General features: G+C 68.5%; 17 protein-coding genes. 7 read left to right on the forward strand and 10 right to left on the reverse strand.

Annotation, left to right across the window (positions count from 1 at the left end):
• Positions 1 to 4: 4 nt before the first annotated feature.
• Both ACW171_RS09200 and ACW171_RS09205 read right to left on the reverse strand, forming a co-directional pair.
• The gene (locus ACW171_RS09200; RefSeq protein WP_492092874.1) at positions 5 to 811 is read right to left on the reverse strand and encodes an undecaprenyl-diphosphate phosphatase; all 807 of its coding nucleotides are present in this window, start codon (positions 809 to 811) and stop codon (positions 5 to 7) included.
• Between the two features lie 25 nt (positions 812 to 836).
• A complete protein-coding gene (locus ACW171_RS09205) occupies positions 837 to 2,018 on the reverse strand; it encodes a citrate/2-methylcitrate synthase (RefSeq protein WP_492092875.1) in 1,182 nt (393 codons plus the stop codon).
• 140 nt (positions 2,019 to 2,158) lie between these two features.
• On the opposite strand from ACW171_RS09205, the gene ACW171_RS09210 reads away from it, so the two are divergent.
• Positions 2,159 to 3,127 carry a cation diffusion facilitator family transporter gene (locus ACW171_RS09210; protein WP_492092876.1) on the forward strand — a complete coding sequence of 323 codons (969 nt, stop codon included), beginning with the start codon at positions 2,159 to 2,161 and terminating at the stop codon, positions 3,125 to 3,127.
• A gap of 36 nt (positions 3,128 to 3,163) precedes the next feature.
• A complete protein-coding gene (gene fzlA / locus ACW171_RS09215) occupies positions 3,164 to 3,844 on the forward strand; it encodes an FtsZ-binding protein FzlA (RefSeq protein ID WP_492092877.1) in 681 nt (226 codons plus the stop codon).
• Between the two features lie 122 nt (positions 3,845 to 3,966).
• Here the strand turns inward: fzlA and ACW171_RS09220 are convergent, their stop codons facing one another.
• The 4 genes from ACW171_RS09220 to ACW171_RS09235 all read right to left on the reverse strand — a co-directional run bounded on the left by ACW171_RS09220 (position 3,967) and on the right by ACW171_RS09235 (position 5,566).
• A complete protein-coding gene (locus ACW171_RS09220) occupies positions 3,967 to 4,164 on the reverse strand; it encodes a hypothetical protein (protein WP_492092878.1) in 198 nt (65 codons plus the stop codon).
• A 102-nt stretch (positions 4,165 to 4,266) separates the two neighbouring features.
• Complete coding sequence (locus tag ACW171_RS09225) at positions 4,267 to 4,797, reverse strand: BA14K family protein (protein ID WP_492092879.1); 531 nt, start codon at positions 4,795 to 4,797, stop codon at positions 4,267 to 4,269.
• A gap of 55 nt (positions 4,798 to 4,852) precedes the next feature.
• The gene (locus ACW171_RS09230; protein ID WP_492092880.1) at positions 4,853 to 5,050 is read right to left on the reverse strand and encodes a hypothetical protein; all 198 of its coding nucleotides are present in this window, start codon (positions 5,048 to 5,050) and stop codon (positions 4,853 to 4,855) included.
• A 9-nt stretch (positions 5,051 to 5,059) separates the two neighbouring features.
• Positions 5,060 to 5,566: a hypothetical protein gene (locus tag ACW171_RS09235; protein WP_492092881.1), complete on the reverse strand. Its 507-nt coding sequence runs from the start codon at positions 5,564 to 5,566 to the stop codon at positions 5,060 to 5,062.
• 169 nt (positions 5,567 to 5,735) lie between these two features.
• Between ACW171_RS09235 and ACW171_RS09240 the strand changes: the two genes are divergently transcribed.
• Together ACW171_RS09240 and bamJ are read left to right on the forward strand one after the other, a co-directional pair.
• Positions 5,736 to 6,938, forward strand: coding sequence for a threonine ammonia-lyase (locus tag ACW171_RS09240; protein ID WP_492092882.1), 1,203 nt, complete (start codon positions 5,736 to 5,738; stop codon positions 6,936 to 6,938).
• The gene (gene bamJ / locus ACW171_RS09245; protein ID WP_492092883.1) at positions 6,919 to 7,452 is read left to right on the forward strand and encodes a BamJ family beta-barrel-assembly machinery protein; all 534 of its coding nucleotides are present in this window, start codon (positions 6,919 to 6,921) and stop codon (positions 7,450 to 7,452) included. Before ACW171_RS09240 ends, bamJ begins: the two co-directional genes overlap by 20 nt.
• Before the next feature lie 81 nt (positions 7,453 to 7,533).
• On the opposite strand, the gene queG is transcribed toward bamJ, so the two are convergent.
• The 4 genes from queG to rplU form a co-directional block, all read right to left on the reverse strand.
• Complete coding sequence (gene queG / locus ACW171_RS09250) at positions 7,534 to 8,724, reverse strand: tRNA epoxyqueuosine(34) reductase QueG (protein WP_492092884.1); 1,191 nt, start codon at positions 8,722 to 8,724, stop codon at positions 7,534 to 7,536.
• A 91-nt stretch (positions 8,725 to 8,815) separates the two neighbouring features.
• Positions 8,816 to 9,349, reverse strand: a complete 534-nt coding sequence (locus tag ACW171_RS09255; protein ID WP_492092885.1) for a GNAT family N-acetyltransferase — start codon at positions 9,347 to 9,349, stop codon at positions 8,816 to 8,818.
• A 165-nt stretch (positions 9,350 to 9,514) separates the two neighbouring features.
• Positions 9,515 to 9,802 carry a 50S ribosomal protein L27 gene (gene rpmA, locus ACW171_RS09260; protein WP_492092886.1) on the reverse strand — a complete coding sequence of 96 codons (288 nt, stop codon included), beginning with the start codon at positions 9,800 to 9,802 and terminating at the stop codon, positions 9,515 to 9,517.
• A 58-nt stretch (positions 9,803 to 9,860) separates the two neighbouring features.
• A complete protein-coding gene (gene rplU, locus ACW171_RS09265) occupies positions 9,861 to 10,424 on the reverse strand; it encodes a 50S ribosomal protein L21 (RefSeq protein ID WP_492092887.1) in 564 nt (187 codons plus the stop codon).
• A 448-nt stretch (positions 10,425 to 10,872) separates the two neighbouring features.
• Between rplU and ACW171_RS09270 the strand changes: the two genes are divergently transcribed.
• From ACW171_RS09270 to ACW171_RS09280, 3 genes are read left to right on the forward strand one after another with little or no spacing between them, the layout of a single operon-like run.
• Complete coding sequence (locus tag ACW171_RS09270) at positions 10,873 to 12,465, forward strand: hypothetical protein (protein ID WP_492092888.1); 1,593 nt, start codon at positions 10,873 to 10,875, stop codon at positions 12,463 to 12,465.
• Between the two features lie 23 nt (positions 12,466 to 12,488).
• On the forward strand, positions 12,489 to 13,148 hold the full coding sequence (locus ACW171_RS09275; protein ID WP_492092889.1) for a hypothetical protein: 660 nt from the start codon (positions 12,489 to 12,491) through the stop codon (positions 13,146 to 13,148).
• A gap of 9 nt (positions 13,149 to 13,157) precedes the next feature.
• On the forward strand, positions 13,158 to 14,120 hold the full coding sequence (locus ACW171_RS09280) for a cation diffusion facilitator family transporter (protein ID WP_492092890.1): 963 nt from the start codon (positions 13,158 to 13,160) through the stop codon (positions 14,118 to 14,120).
• Positions 14,121 to 14,158: the final 38 nt, after the last annotated feature.

Below are 14,158 nucleotides of genomic sequence, written 5' to 3' on the forward strand. Positions count from 1 at the left end.
CAAGTCAGGCGCCGACGCCGGCCCACAGCAGGGCCAGACCGAGCGTCCCGATCGCGATCCGCCAGTAGGCGAACGGCGCGAAGCCGTGCTTCGAGATGAAGTTCAGCAGGAACCGCACGACCACCAGCGCCGTCAGGAAGGCCGTGACGAAGCCGACGGCGATCAGGCCCACGTCGGTGAAGTCCAGATCGTTACGGCTCTTGAACAGGTCATAGGCCACCGCCCCGCCCATGGTCGGCAGGGCGAGGAAGAAGGTGAACTCCGCCGCCGACCGCTTGTCGGTGCCCAGCAGAAGACCGCCCGCCACCGTCGCACCCGATCGCGACACACCGGGCACCAGGGCCAGACACTGGAACAGCCCGATCAGCCCATAGACCCGGAACGGATAGGTGTTCACGTCCAGGTATTTGGGGACGGTCTTCATCCGGTCGAGCAGCAGCAGCAGCACGCCGCCCACGATCAGGGCGATGCAGATCACCAGGGGGGTTTCGAACAGGACCTGTTTGATGATGTCGTAGAGGAAGACGCCGGCGAAGGCGGCGGGCAGGAAGGCAATGACAACGCCGATGATAAAATGCCGCGCCTGGGCGTCGTGCGGCCAGCGGGTCGCCAGCTGCCACAGGCGCTGGAAATAGACGCTGATGATGGCCAGGATCGCGCCCAGCTGGATGACGATCTCGAAGGTCTTGCCCTCGCTTTCAAAGCCGATGAAGTGGCCCAGCAGCAGAAGATGGCCCGTGGAGGAGACGGGGATGAACTCCGTCAGTCCCTCGACCAGCCCCAGGATGATCGCCGCAATCCAGTCCGACATGTAGTCCCCGCCCCCAGGTCCGCGCTCAGTCGCCTGCCTGCCTCGGACCGACATAGCGCAGGCGCGCCCGGATAGGCGAGCCGTCGATGATCTGATCCAGCGCATGGGCCATCAGACCGGACAGCCGGCCGATCAGCAGGACGTCGGACGCGCCGTCGCGCGGCAGGTCGAGCCTGCGCGCCATGATCGCGAGCGCCGCCGTGAACCCCGCCCTCTGACCGCTGGCGCCTTCCGCCTCTCGGATGACGGCGGTCAGATCGGCCGGAAGCTCCGCCAGGGCCAGCAGGGCCTCGGCGCGCGGGTCGCCGTGGGCGAAGACATCGCTGCCGAAGCCGGGAATGCCGCCCTCGCTCTCCATCCGCCGCTGGGCCGCGCCCGCCGGATCGCGCCTCGCCTCGACGACATAGGTGATGGCCTGGGCCAGGGTCCGCGCGGTCTGCGAACCCGCCGCCGTGGTCAGGCCGGCGAAGGCCGCGCCTGCCGGAGACGCGCCGCCCGAGGCCGCAGCCCGCGTCGCCAGAACCGCCGCATCCATATCCAGATCGGCCGCCAGGACCAGGGCGCGCCGCAGATGCACGCTGTCCCGCTCCAGCATCTTCCAGCCCCGCGCCAGACGCTGGTGGAAGAACAGGCGCGGGCCAGGCCCGGAGACTGCGTCGACCACCTCGTTCATCGTGGAGGCTGCTTCGGCCTTGAGCGCTTCAGCCGCGCGGCCGGTGGACGACGGGTCCTCCTCCGCACGCCGCGCCAGGGCGGCGAACAATCGCGCCCGGTGCGAGCCGCCGCCCGCTTGGTCCACGCGCACGCCGAGCCCCGCGAACGGATTGACGTCTTCGGCCGCCCACAGCAGACGCGCCGTCTCCTCCAGCGTCGCGTTCTGGGCCCACTGGGCGACGTCGCGGCCGCGGTAATAGAGCCGCCCGTCGGAGATCAGGCTGACCGTCGACTGAATGAGGGCCTCGCCCTTTACCGCCGGCGGCTCGAAAGGGACCACGACACCGGGCGCCTCGCCCGAGCTCGCCCCCTTCAGTCGGGCCACGTCGGCGGCGGCATAGAGGCTGCGGCGGGGATCGGCGGGATCCGGGCGGGCCGTGATCCGGCCCCGGCTGACGTAGGCGTAGAGGGTCTGGGTCTTCACCCCCAGCAGCGTCAGGACCTCGGCCCGGGGGATCCACCGATCCCTCGTCGCATCATCCCGCTCGCTCACGCCAGGCGTCATCGCAAGTCCCCGCACCGTCACGGTTAATCGGCGCTCACCATGGGGCCGTTTGATGACCGCAAGCCTAACGGCGGTTCCTGACGTGTCCTTCCTTGGCAACCGGCAGGCGATAAGCGAAAAGGCGGTTAATGACCTCCCCCGTCACGCCGTCGCCCTCCCCCGATCGAGAACCTGGTCCCAAGGCCGGCCCCTGGGGGTCCGCCGCAACCCTTTCGACGAACCAGATCACCCGCTTGTCGGTCGGGGTCGCCGTCCTGCTGATCGCGCTGAAGGCGTTCGCCCTCGGAGCCTCAGGCTCGGTGTCGATCCTGGCGTCGCTGGTGGATTCGTCGCTGGACCTGATCGCGTCCCTGGCCACCTTCTATGCCGTGCGCTGGGCGGCGGCCCCTGCCGACGCCGACCATCGCTATGGCCACGGCAAGGGTGAGGCCATGGCCGCCCTGGTCCAGGCCGGGCTCGTCTTCGCCTCCGCCGTCTTCATCGGCTGGGAGGCGCTGCAGCGGATCTTCGACCCGCGTCCGGTGACGGGCGGGACCTGGGCGACCGGCGTCGTCGTCATCTCCATTCTCGTGACCGGCCTTCTGGTGTGGCTCCAGACCCGGTCCGTCAAGGCCTCGGGCAGCCTGGCCGTATCGGCCGACCGCGCCCACTACGCCGCCGACCTGGCTTCCAGCCTGGTCGTCCTGATCGGCGTGATCTCCGGCGCCTTCCTGGCCGCGCCGGGCCTGGACGCCGCGGCCGGTCTGGTCGTGGCGGTCTGGCTGTTCTGGGGGGCGTTCGGGATGCTGAAGGGCGCGGGCGACCAGTTGCTGGACCGCGAGGCCTCCGACGCCGACCGCATCGCCCTGACCAACGCCGTCCTGTCCGATCCGCGCGTCGGCGGGGTGCATCAGCTGCGCACCCGGATGTCGGGCGCCCGGCTCATCGCCCAGATGCATATCGATCTGGACCGCACCCTGTCGTTCGAGGCGTCCCACGACATCGTCGTCGCGGCCGAGGATCGGGTGAAGGCCGCCTTCCCCGGCGCCGACGTCCTGATCCACGCCGATCCGCGCGGTCCGGCCACCTCTTCCGTGCCCGCGACGCCCGCACCGTAAACGAGACTTTAACGGCGCGCGGTGCAGGACAGGCCGATGTCGGCGAACGTCCTGTTTCATTTCCCCTTCGATCCCGGCAGCCGCGCCGCGCGTCTGGCCCTGGGCGAAGCGCGCATCGAATGGACCGAGGTCCTGGTGCGGCCCTGGGAAGACGACTGCCCCGTCGGCGACCTGAACCCGTCCGGCATGCCGCCCGTGCTTCAGGTCGAGGGCAAACCCTCGCTGACCCTGTGCGAGGCCGGCGCCATTCTCGGCTGGATCGAGGACAATCAGAAAGGGCCGCTGCTGATGCCCGCCGACGCCGTCGAGCGCGCCGAGGTGCGCCGCCTGACCGCGTGGTTCGACCGCCGCTTCACCGACGAGGTCAACGCCGTCCTGCTGCACGAGCGGATGGAGAAGCCCCTGCTCCGCCTCGGCCCGCCCGAGGCCCGGATGCTGCGCGAGGGCCGCGAGGCGCTGAAGCATCATCTGGCGGTGTTCGAAGCCCTGCTGGCCCGTCGCGACTGGTTCGCCGGCCGTCGCCTGTCGCAGGCAGACATCGTCGCCGCGGCGCATCTGTCGACCCTGGACTATTTCGGCGAGGTGTCCTGGGCCAACTGGCCGGGGCTGAAGACCTGGTACATGAAGATCAAGTCGCGCCCCTGCTTCCGCCCCCTGCTGGCGGACCGGTTCCAGGGCCTGGCTCCGGCACCGCATTACGCGGACCTCGATTTTTAGGTTTCGCCCCTCTCCTCTTGCGAAAGAGGGGAGATCGCGCCCGGCGGAGCAGCCGCCGTCCGCCGCCTCAGCCGTCGGTCTTCGACGGCCACCGTCTCCCGCAAGGGGGAGAGCGATCGAAACTAGCCGCCCGCCAGGCCAGGCCCGAACGCCGCCACGGCCGCGATCACTCCGCCGACCACGGCCGCACAGGCTCCGGCGACGAAGGCGAAGACCGTGCGCGTCTGGCGACGCCGCATGCCGCCGGTGCGGACGCTGCGGATGATGACGAAGGGCGAACGGTCGAAGGCTTCCGAACCGATGATGTTGTGCTGGGACACGGACCTACTCCCCGACTGATTGAGGTCGAGGAAAGCGGGGCTGGTGCGTCCGAAAAAAGGCGAACGGCGTTCAGGCGCGAACCTGTGATCGACTGACCATGGTTATCCGCAGAAGACCAGCCGTCCGGAGTAGGCGCGGTAGTAGCCGCTGTGGGGATCATAGGAGCGATACCGCGAGGCGCAGTAGGAGGATCGGCCCGGATCGCGGCCATTCGAGTAGCCGGCGCCGTAATAGGCCTGCGCCTGCCCGCCGTAGCCCGAGCCGGGATAGACCTGATCCGGACGTCCGTAGGCGCCGTAGTACTGGGTCCCCTGATTGTAGGGCTGATAGACGTAGCCGCCGCCGTCGCGTTCGTGGCCATAGCGGCCGTAGCGATGGCCCGAGCCGTATGAGGTGTAGGACCGGAACGGCCGCTGGTCGCGCCAGCGCGCGTCGCAGTCGTCGCGAGCGCGATCCCAGTAGGCGTCGCAGCGATAGTCGCCTGGCCGATCCCGCTGGCCGTTATAGTCGTAGCCGGTGCGGCCGTAGCTTGAGTGCGACCGGGACTGATCCGGATAGCTCCAGTTCTGGGCGGCAGCCGGGAGGGCGACCGAGGCAGTCAGGAGGGCGGCGGCAACGGTAAGGGCCTTCATGGTTAACGCCTCAGGCTGAGCGGGACCGACCCGCCGGTTGAAAGGAACTCAACACCTACTTTTTGGCAGTCACATCTTTCGGTGCCGATCGCTCGGCATGGCGTCGCTCGATCTCGGTCATCTTGGCATCCATCAATGACACGGGACGCACGATTATGCCCTTCGCCGTCAATCTTTGCGAGATCGACCAGATGACCCAGACGAAGCCGGCGAGGAGGGCGGCGGCGACGAGGATCTGAACCACCTGCGCCACCGCTCCGTCCTACAAGGTGACGTTGGCGGTCGTGCCGGCGCGGGTGACGACGTGGCGCATCAGGACGATGCGGTCGCCGCCGGCGCTGACCGGGGTAATCAGGAACCAGCCGCCGTCCGGCAGGCCGGAGAAGCGGAAGCGCCCGTTCTCGCAGGTGGCCGATCGGACGTAGGAGCGATAGTCGGCATTGGGGTCGGCCACGGTGCGGGCCCGTACCACGGCCTCGGGGACCGCGGCCTGGGCGGTCGATCCGTACAGATTTTGGAACCGGGCGCGGGTGTAGGGGGTGTCGGGCGTCAGGGCGACCGAGCCGGTGCAGGCGAAGCTCTGGCCGTCCCGGCCATAGGCGACGCGACCCTCGATCCCGGCCGTGCCGGCGCGGGTCGACCAGCCGAAATCGGCGGCGCTGAAGGCGGCCGAGGGGACGGGCGCATAGCCGCCGGGGCCGGGAACGGGCGCGCAGGCCGCGAGGGCGGTGGCGGCGAGGACGGTGGCGGAGGCGATACGGATCGACATCGGGCTTCTCTCGAACAGGCACGCGTTACGCCTCAAGGGGTGAGGCACATGACGCCTAACGCGGGCGTAAGGTCAAGGTTGCGGGACCTGACGACGGGCGCCACAAGTCGGCGATAACAGAGCGACCGGCCGTTTCGGACCGCCCGCCGAACTGGTCTACAGGGACCCCATGACAGTCGTATTCGCAGACATCCAGGCGGCGCAGGACCGCATCGCCGGTCAGGTCGATCGCACCCCCGTCCGCCATTCCCGGCGCCTGTCGCAGCTGACCGGGGCCGAGGTCTGGGTCAAATACGACAATCTGCACTTCACCGGCAGCTTCAAGGAACGCGGCGCCCTGAACCGGCTGCTGTCGCTGACGCCGGACGAGATGAAGCGTGGCGTGGTCGCGGCATCGGCCGGCAACCATGCCCAGGCCCTGGCCTATCACGGCGGTCGTCTGGGTGTTCCGGTCACCATCGTGATGCCTGAGGGCACCCCCTTCACCAAGATCGACGGCACCCGCAGCCACGGCGCCAACGTCGTCATCAAGGGCGCCGACTTCACCGGCTCGACGGAAGAGGCCCATCGGCTGAGGGACGAAGAGGGTTTCGTCTTCATCTCCGCCTTCGACGACGAAGGGATCGTGACGGGCCAGGGCGTCTGCGCCATCGAGTTCCTGGAGGACGCGCCGGACCTGGACGCCCTGATCATCCCCATCGGCGGCGGCGGGCTGATCGCCGGCTGTTCGATCGCGGCCAAGGCCATGAAGCCCGACATCCGCATCTTCGGCGTCGAGGCGGCGATGTATCCCTCGTTCAGCGCACGCCGGAAGGGCGAGACGCCCAGATGCGGCGGGGCGACGATCGCTGAGGGCATCGCCATCAAGGCGGTCGGCGACATCCCGTTCGCGCTCGCCGATCCGCTGGTCGAGGACGTGCTGGTCGTCGACGAGGAGGATTTCGAAAAGGCCGTCGCCCTGTTCGCGACCCTTGAGAAGACGGTGGCCGAGGGCGCGGGCGCGGGTGGGCTGGCGGCCCTGTTGCGCTACCCGGAAAAGTTCAGGGGGATGAAGGTCGGGCTGGTCCTGTGCGGCGGCAACATCGACGCCCGGATGCTGGCCGTGGTGCTGAACCGCGAGATGGTGCGGGAGAAGCGGCTGATCGTCTATCGCATCCTAGGCGACGACCGGCCGGGCATGTTGTCGGCCATGGCGGCGGTGATCGGGGGCCTGGGCGGCAACATCATCGACGTCGTCCACAACCGTCTGGCGCTCGACGTTCCGGCAAAGGGCGCGGAGTTCGACATCATGGTCGAAACGCGCGATAGCGCCCATTCCGACGCGATCGGAGAGGCTTTGAAGGACAAGGGTTATGCGCTTCGGATGGGCTAGGGCGGCAGGCGTCGTCGCAATTTCGGTCCTGGCGCTGGCCGGATGCAACCGCGATGCGGCGGGCGGCGCGGACCTGGAAGCCAATGCGCGCGCGGCGGCCTTCTTCATGGAATCGAACGCCAAGGCGGACGGGGTCCAGACCCTGCCGTCGGGCCTGCAGTACAAGGTCGTGCAGTCGGGACCGTCGGGTGCCGCGTCGCCGGACCGCAACGATCTGGTGCGCGTCGACTATGAAGGTGCCCTGACCGACGGGTCGGTGTTCGACTCATCCTTCTCGCGCGGCCAGCCCTATGTGACCACGGCCGAACAGGTCGTCCCCGGCTGGACCGAAGCCCTGCAACGGATGAAGGTCGGCGACGAGTGGACCCTCTATCTGCCGCCCGAGCTGGGCTATGGCGAGCGCGGGCAGGGGGCGGACATCCCGCCGAACTCGGTGCTGGTGTTCCGCATCAAGCTGCTCGACGTGGCGCCCGTGCCGGGCGGCGGACGGGGCGTGGGATTGGCGACGGGGTAGGACGACGTCTTCTCCCTCCCCCTCGGGGGAGGGTCGTCGATGCGGAGCATCGACGGGGTGGGAAGGGCCGGCGATTGAGATTCAGGCGGTGGTTGGCTCGCCTTGCCGTCCCCACCCGGTCTTCGCTGCGCTCCGACCACCCTCCCCCGAGGGGGAGGGAGAGACCATGCGCCACTCTTCTCGAACGCCCTCGTCCTCTTCGCCTGCCAGCCGAGTATCCCGCATCTCCGCGAACGACTGCGCCTCCATCAGCCGCGACAGCGCCCAAACCGCGGCCCCGCGCACCAGCGGCGATCCGTCGTCCAGCCGCCGTTCCGCGCTTTCGACCAGCGCCGCATCCCCGCTGTTCCCCACCGCATAGAGGACGTTCCGCACGAACCGATCCCGGCCGATCCGCTTGATCGGGCTCTTGGAGAACAGCGCCCGGAATGATGCGTCATCCAGCGCCGCCAGATCCGCAAGTCGCGGACTGACCGAGGCCTCGCGCGCCATCAGTTTCGTCTCGCGCGACGCGGCGGCGAACTTGTTCCACGGACAGACCGCCAGGCAGTCGTCGCAGCCATAGATCCGCGATCCGGTCAGCGACCGGAACTCCACCGGCCACGGCCCCGAATGTTCGATCGTCAGATAGGACAGGCACCGCCGCGCATCGAGTTGGAACGGCGCGGGGAAGGCCTTGGTCGGACAGGCGTCGAGGCAGGCGGTGCAGGAGCCGCAGTGTTCGGTCTCGGCCGGATCGGGCTCGATCTCGGCGGCGGTCAGGATGACGCCGAGGAACAGCCAGTTGCCATGATCGCGGCTGAGGACATTGGTGTGCTTGCCCTGCCAGCCCAGGCCGGCGCGCTGGGCCAGGGGCTTTTCCATCAGGGGGGCGGTGTCGACGAAGACCTTCACCTCGGCGTTCAGACGGGCGGCGATCTGGCCGGCCAGGGTTTTCAGCCGGCCCTTGATGACCTCGTGATAGTCGTCGCCGCGTGCGTAGACGGAGATGTAGCCGGCCGAGGTGTCCGCCATCTCGGGCAGGGGATCGGCCTCGGGGCCATAGTTCATGCCCAGCACGATCGCGGTCTTCGCCCCGTCCCACATCGCAGTCGGATGAGCGCGGCGCTCCAGCGTGGTCTCCATCCACCGCATTTCGCCGTGGCGGCCCGCCTCCACGAAATGGGCCAGGCGTTCACCGGCGGACCAGGGCACGGACGCGGATGCGAACCGGCAGGCGTCGAAACCGAGTTCGGCGGCCTTCAGACGGAGGATGTCGCGGAGGTCGGACATGAAGGCGGTCTAGCAGGTCCTTCTCTCCTTGCGGCCTCTCTTCGGATCGCGTGCGACCCATCGTCGACGTGCAAGGGGAGAAGGAAGCTCACTAGGCCAGCCACACCATCATCCGCGTATCGATGTCCGCCTGCCGCGCGCGGCTGAACGCCCGCCGCGTTTCGCCGGTGTAGAGGAAGCCCGCCTTCTCCAGAACACGGCCCGACGCCGGGTTGTCGGCGAAATGACCCGCCACCAGCGCCCGCCGCTTCCAGCGCTTGGACGCCCAGACCAGGGCGCCTTCCAACGCCTCGGTGGCCAGCCCCCGCCCCCAGAACTCGCGTCCGATCCAGTAGCCCGTCTCCGGCACCCGATCCTCGTCCTCGAACAGGCCGATGACGCCCACGGGGCCGTAGTCCTCGTGCTCGATCAGGAAGGTATTGGCCTTGGCCGGGTTCTGGGCCGCGACTGCGATGACGAAATCCTCCGCGTCGCCCTGGCCGAAGGGATGGGGCATCCGCTTGGTCATGCGGGCGATGTCGTGGTCGTTCGCCATGCGGGCGATCGCGGGGATGTCCTGGGCTCCCGGAGCGCGCAGGACCAGGCGCCGGGTCTCGACCACCGGGGAGCTTTCAATGATGCACATAGGCGTTGCCTCGATCAGCGGTCCGCCTCCTTGGAGGGCTCGGGCGGACTTCAAGGCGGGGAACGCAAACGGGGAGCCTGGTGATCCAGACTCCCCGCGGAAAATTTCCCTTGGTCCGGATCGGCTGCTTTTGAGGAGCAACGCGATCCGAAATCCGGTGTCGCGTTACTCGGCGGCGAGCGCCTGTTGCGCGTCGTCATTCGCCGGAATGATCGACACGTAACAACGGCCGTTGGCTTTTTTGGTAAATTTCACGGCGCCGTGCTCGGTGGCGAACAGGGTGTGATCGCGGCCCAGGCCGACGTTGTCGCCCGGGTGGAAGGTGGTGCCGCGCTGACGCACGATGATGTTGCCGGCCAGCACGCGCTCGCCGCCGAACTTCTTCACGCCCAGGCGCTTGGAGTGCGAATCGCGACCGTTACGCGACGAACCACCGGATTTCTTGTGAGCCATCTGAACTCTCTCTTCGATGCGTCAGCGGCCGTAGGACCGTCTGGCGCGCGTCTTGTTTTTAGGCTTCGTCGGTCGAAGCGGCGGTTTCGGTCTTGGCGGCGGCCTTCTTGGCCGGGGCCTTGGCAGGCTTGGCCGAGGTTTCAGCCACGCCGGCTTCGACCTTGGCCGAGGACTTGGAGCCCTTGGCGACGACGGTCTCGGTCGAACCCAGGTCCGACGTGGCCTCGCGCTTGGCCAGGCCACGGGCGCGCAGGTTGATCTCGGCCTTGGTCATCAGGTCGATCTTGCCGTCCCACTTGGCGGTTTCGCCGGCGCCGTCGATGCCGGTGATGCGCAGGACCGATTCCATCTGGCGGTGGCCGTTGGTGCGGCGATAGCCCTGGCGGCGGGTCTTCTTGAAGATCTTGATCTTCTCACCCTTGCGGGTCTCGATCAGGGTCGCGCCGACGAAGGCGCCGTCGATCAGCGGTGCGCCGAGGGTCACGCCCTTGTCGCCGCCCAGCATCAGGACGCTGTCGAATTTCAGTTCCTGGCCAGCATCGCCATCGAGCTTCTCGACGACGATCGTGTCGCCCGGTTGAACCCGGTACTGCTTGCCGCCGGTCTTGATCACCGCGTACATGTTGGAGCCTCAGCGTAACGCAAAAAAGGATGCGCCCGCCGGGTAGACCCCGCGGGCGAAGAGCGGCGACATATACGGAGGGCGGGTCCCGAGTCAACGCGAAAGGGCGGATTGGGGCATGGAAACTGCCGCTGACGTTGGGCTTGACCGTCCCCCCACCACCGTGCACCCCGGCGAAGGCCGGGGTCCAGATCACAGACTGGATGTCTGGATCAGGCGCTGAAAGCCCGCGTCGCCGCGATGTCCGCCATCTGGACCCCGGCCTTCGCCGGGGTGCACGGATACTAGAGACGGGGACCAGAACGATGAGCCAGACCGCCGACCGCCGCGTCGCCGGTCAGGCCCGTCCGGGGTGCCGCTGGATCGGGGAACGCTGTATCACTGACACTGGCATCGCGGTTTCTGTTCGTGCAGGGTCGGCGAACCGGAAGCCTGTCGAGACCTATCCATGCCGAAGCCGCTCGCCGTCGCCGTCGGCCTGTCCCTGGCCTGTTTCACCGTCGACGCCCTGGCCCAGGAGCCACTCACAGCGCGCGTGGTCGCTGCCCGCACTGCCGACGGCATGACGGTCCGTTACACACTGCCCGAACCCAGCACCCGCGTCGTGTTCGAGGACCGCAACATCCTCCGCGACCTCTGGACCGTCACCACGCCCGGCCTGACCCTGGCCGAGGGGGCGATCACCGCCGATCAGCCGTTCGAAGTTTTCGAGATCCGTATCCTTCCCGACGCCGCCGAGGTCGACCGCATCTATATGGGCCTGAGCGCCGCCGGAGACGGTCGCGTCATCTACGGCCCGGGCCTCATGCTGGAGGGAAGACCCACGACCCTCGCTTTCGAGACCCCACCGGGTGAGGCCAGCCTGCCGCAAGACGGCGCCATCGGCGGCTACGCCTGGACCGGCCCCGCCGCCGACGCCGCGACCGAGACGCGCGGCACGGTCGTCGCCGGCGCCAATGTCGCGCCCGAGCTGAAGACGGCGCTGCGCGAAATCTTCTCTGCGTCCATGGCCTTCTACGAAGCCCGGCTCGGCGCCGCCCTGCCCTTCCGCCCCGTCCTGATCGGCAGCGTCGACAGCCCCGGACCGGCGATGTTCCGGGGCGATGTGACCGACACAGGCGTCATCTCAGTCCGCTTCCACGGGGAGGCCTGGCGCGGGGAACTGCCCTCCGTCACCCCCTTCGTCTGGCATGAGGCCTTCCACCTGTGGAACGGCCACGGGGTCGAGAACCGGGACGGCGATGACGCCCCCTGGCTGCATGAGGGCGGGGCCGACTACGCCGCCATCGTCGGCGCGGTCTCCGCCGGCGCGATGAGCCAGGAGATGGGCCGCGAGCGCTTCGCCTACGGCCTGAACGGCTGCCGTCGTATACTGGCGGACAATGACCTGGATCCTGCGCGCCTCAAGTCCGGCAGCGGTCCCTATACCTGCGGCCTCCTGATCCAGTGGCTGGCCGATCTGGAGGCCCGCAAGGCCGGGACCGGCGATGTCTTCACACTGTGGAAGACGCTCCTGGACGCCGCCCGCGTCAGTCCGACCGGCTATGGCGTCGCGGAGTACCGCGCGCTTGTCGGCCCCGACAGCGCCGTCGCCGTCGTGCTGGACGGCCCGGGCGCGACGCGCTGGGACAGTGTCAGGACGCGCCTCTCCGACCTCGGCGTCACGCTCGAAAACCGACCCGACGACCGGACCCTGCGGGGCGCCGCCCTGTTCCATGTCGCTGAGATAAACTGCCGCAGCGGCTCCTATGGCTTCTACGACAACCCCGGCGAGCTGAAGCTGGACGGCGCCGACTGCGGAGTCCTTTCGGGAGAGCCCATCATCGACACGGTCGAGGGTCACGACCCGCAACAGGCCAGCCGTCCCATGTTCGACGCGATCCAGGCCCGCTGCGCCGGCAACCTGCCCGTCCGCTACGTCACGCGCGACGGCCGCACCCTGGAGGCCGCCTGCAACAAGCCGCTGGTGGAGCCGGAGGTCTGGGCCATCGCCGACGCCCCGCCGCTCGCAATCAGCGACGAAACCCCTCGACCGTTATAAAGTAACACGCTATAGGGCGATCAATGTCGCCGCCCGATTTCGAACAGCCGGTTCTCTGGTCCCTTCTGGGGGGCGGATTCGTCGCGGCCTTCCTGCATGCCGCCCTGCCGACCCACTGGCTGCCGTTCGTGCTCGTCGGTCGCGCCCAGCGCTGGAGCCTGTCCAGGAACCTGATGGCCGTGACCGCCGCCGGTCTGGCCCACATCGCCTCGACCGCTGTCGTCGGCTCCCTGATCGTTGCGGCGGGCCTGGCGCTGGACGAGATCGTCGCGGGCCTCCTGCCCCACCTGTCCGCCATCCTCCTGTTCGGCTTCGGCGGCTTCTATCTGATCAAGTCGGTCATCCGCCGCCCCGCCATGGCGGGCGGGCCGCCCCTCGACCTGGCCGAGCCCTCGGTGTCGCACGGCGCCGCCTTCTGGGGCCTCGTGGCCGTCATGGCCCTGTCCCCCGGCGAGGTGCTGCTGCCCATCTATATGTCGTCGGCCCAGGAAGGCGTCGGCGCGCTCGCCCTGCTGACCGGTGTCTTCGCGGTCGGCACCATCCTCGGCATGGCGACCTTCACGACCCTGGCCCGCGCGGGCGCCTCGGTGCTCCGGCTGGAGCGCTGGGCGCGATACGAGGGTGCCATCCTCGGCATCGCCCTGATCGCGATCGGCCTTCTTATCGTGACGCACCAGCACTAGGGTCGCGGCATGGCCTCTCACGACCACGCGCACCACGATCATGACCACCACGGTCACGACCATTCGCATGGCCATGGTCATTCCCACGGGCACCACGGCCACGCCCACGGCCCGGTCGACACCGGCGACTGGCGCTATCTGGTCGGGCTGATCGTCAACCTCGCCTTCGTCGCCTGCGAGTTCGGCGCCGGTCTCTACTCAGGCTCGACCGCCCTGCTCGCCGACGCCGGCCACAATCTGTCCGACGTCCTCGGCCTCGCGATGGCCGGCGGCGCCGCTGTCTTGGCCCGTCGTGCGGCAGGCAAACAACTGACCTACGGCTTCGGCAAGGCGACCATCCTCGCGGCCCTGGCCAACGCCCTGCTGCTCATCTTCGCGTGCGGAGCCATCGCCTTCGAGGCCGTCCAGCGCCTGACCGATCCCGCCCCGGTCCAGTCCGGCGTCGTCATGATCGTCGCCGGCATCGGCTTCGTCATCAACCTGGGCACGGCGCTGCTGTTCATGCGCGACCAGCATTCGGACCTGAACGCACGCGGCGCCTACCTGCACATGATGGCGGACGCAGGCGTGTCGATCGGCGTGGTCATCTCGGGCGCGATCATCATGTTCAGCGGCTGGTCGATCCTCGATCCGATCGTCTCCATCGTCATCGTCGCCGTGATCCTGCTGGGCACCTGGGGCCTGCTGAAGGATTCGGTTGGTCTGGCCATGGACGCCGCCCCCGGCTCGGTCGATGTCTCGGCGGTGGGCGAGGCTCTGTCCGCCCTGCCCGGCGTCTCGGCCGTCCACGACCTGCACGTCTGGAACCTGTCGACCACGACCACCGCCCTGACCGCCCACCTGGTCCACGACCGCGGCGACCCGCGTGCATTGCTGATGGAGGCACAGGCCCTAGCCAGGACTCGGTTCAAGATCGCCCACACGACGCTTCAGCTCGAAACCGACGTGATGCCCGATTGCCCGACCTGCTGATCTCCCTCTCCCGGCGGGAGAGGGTTTCATTCTGACGA

The organism is Brevundimonas sp. FV1ye28, from assembly GCF_058681135.1.

Coding starts and splice junctions, on each gene's coding strand:
- ACW171_RS09200 (WP_492092874.1), bottom strand. CDS start 811: ATGTCGGACTGGATTGCGGCGATCATCCTGGGGCTGGTCGAGGGACTG.
- ACW171_RS09210 (WP_492092876.1), top strand. CDS start 2,159: ATGACCTCCCCCGTCACGCCGTCGCCCTCCCCCGATCGAGAACCTGGT.
- fzlA (WP_492092877.1), top strand. CDS start 3,164: ATGTCGGCGAACGTCCTGTTTCATTTCCCCTTCGATCCCGGCAGCCGC.
- ACW171_RS09225 (WP_492092879.1), bottom strand. CDS start 4,797: ATGAAGGCCCTTACCGTTGCCGCCGCCCTCCTGACTGCCTCGGTCGCC.
- ACW171_RS09235 (WP_492092881.1), bottom strand. CDS start 5,566: ATGTCGATCCGTATCGCCTCCGCCACCGTCCTCGCCGCCACCGCCCTC.
- ACW171_RS09240 (WP_492092882.1), top strand. CDS start 5,736: ATGACAGTCGTATTCGCAGACATCCAGGCGGCGCAGGACCGCATCGCC.
- bamJ (WP_492092883.1), top strand. CDS start 6,919: ATGCGCTTCGGATGGGCTAGGGCGGCAGGCGTCGTCGCAATTTCGGTC.
- queG (WP_492092884.1), bottom strand. CDS start 8,724: ATGTCCGACCTCCGCGACATCCTCCGTCTGAAGGCCGCCGAACTCGGT.
- ACW171_RS09255 (WP_492092885.1), bottom strand. CDS start 9,349: ATGTGCATCATTGAAAGCTCCCCGGTGGTCGAGACCCGGCGCCTGGTC.
- rpmA (WP_492092886.1), bottom strand. CDS start 9,802: ATGGCTCACAAGAAATCCGGTGGTTCGTCGCGTAACGGTCGCGATTCG.
- rplU (WP_492092887.1), bottom strand. CDS start 10,424: ATGTACGCGGTGATCAAGACCGGCGGCAAGCAGTACCGGGTTCAACCG.
- ACW171_RS09270 (WP_492092888.1), top strand. CDS start 10,873: ATGCCGAAGCCGCTCGCCGTCGCCGTCGGCCTGTCCCTGGCCTGTTTC.
- ACW171_RS09275 (WP_492092889.1), top strand. CDS start 12,489: ATGTCGCCGCCCGATTTCGAACAGCCGGTTCTCTGGTCCCTTCTGGGG.
- ACW171_RS09280 (WP_492092890.1), top strand. CDS start 13,158: ATGGCCTCTCACGACCACGCGCACCACGATCATGACCACCACGGTCAC.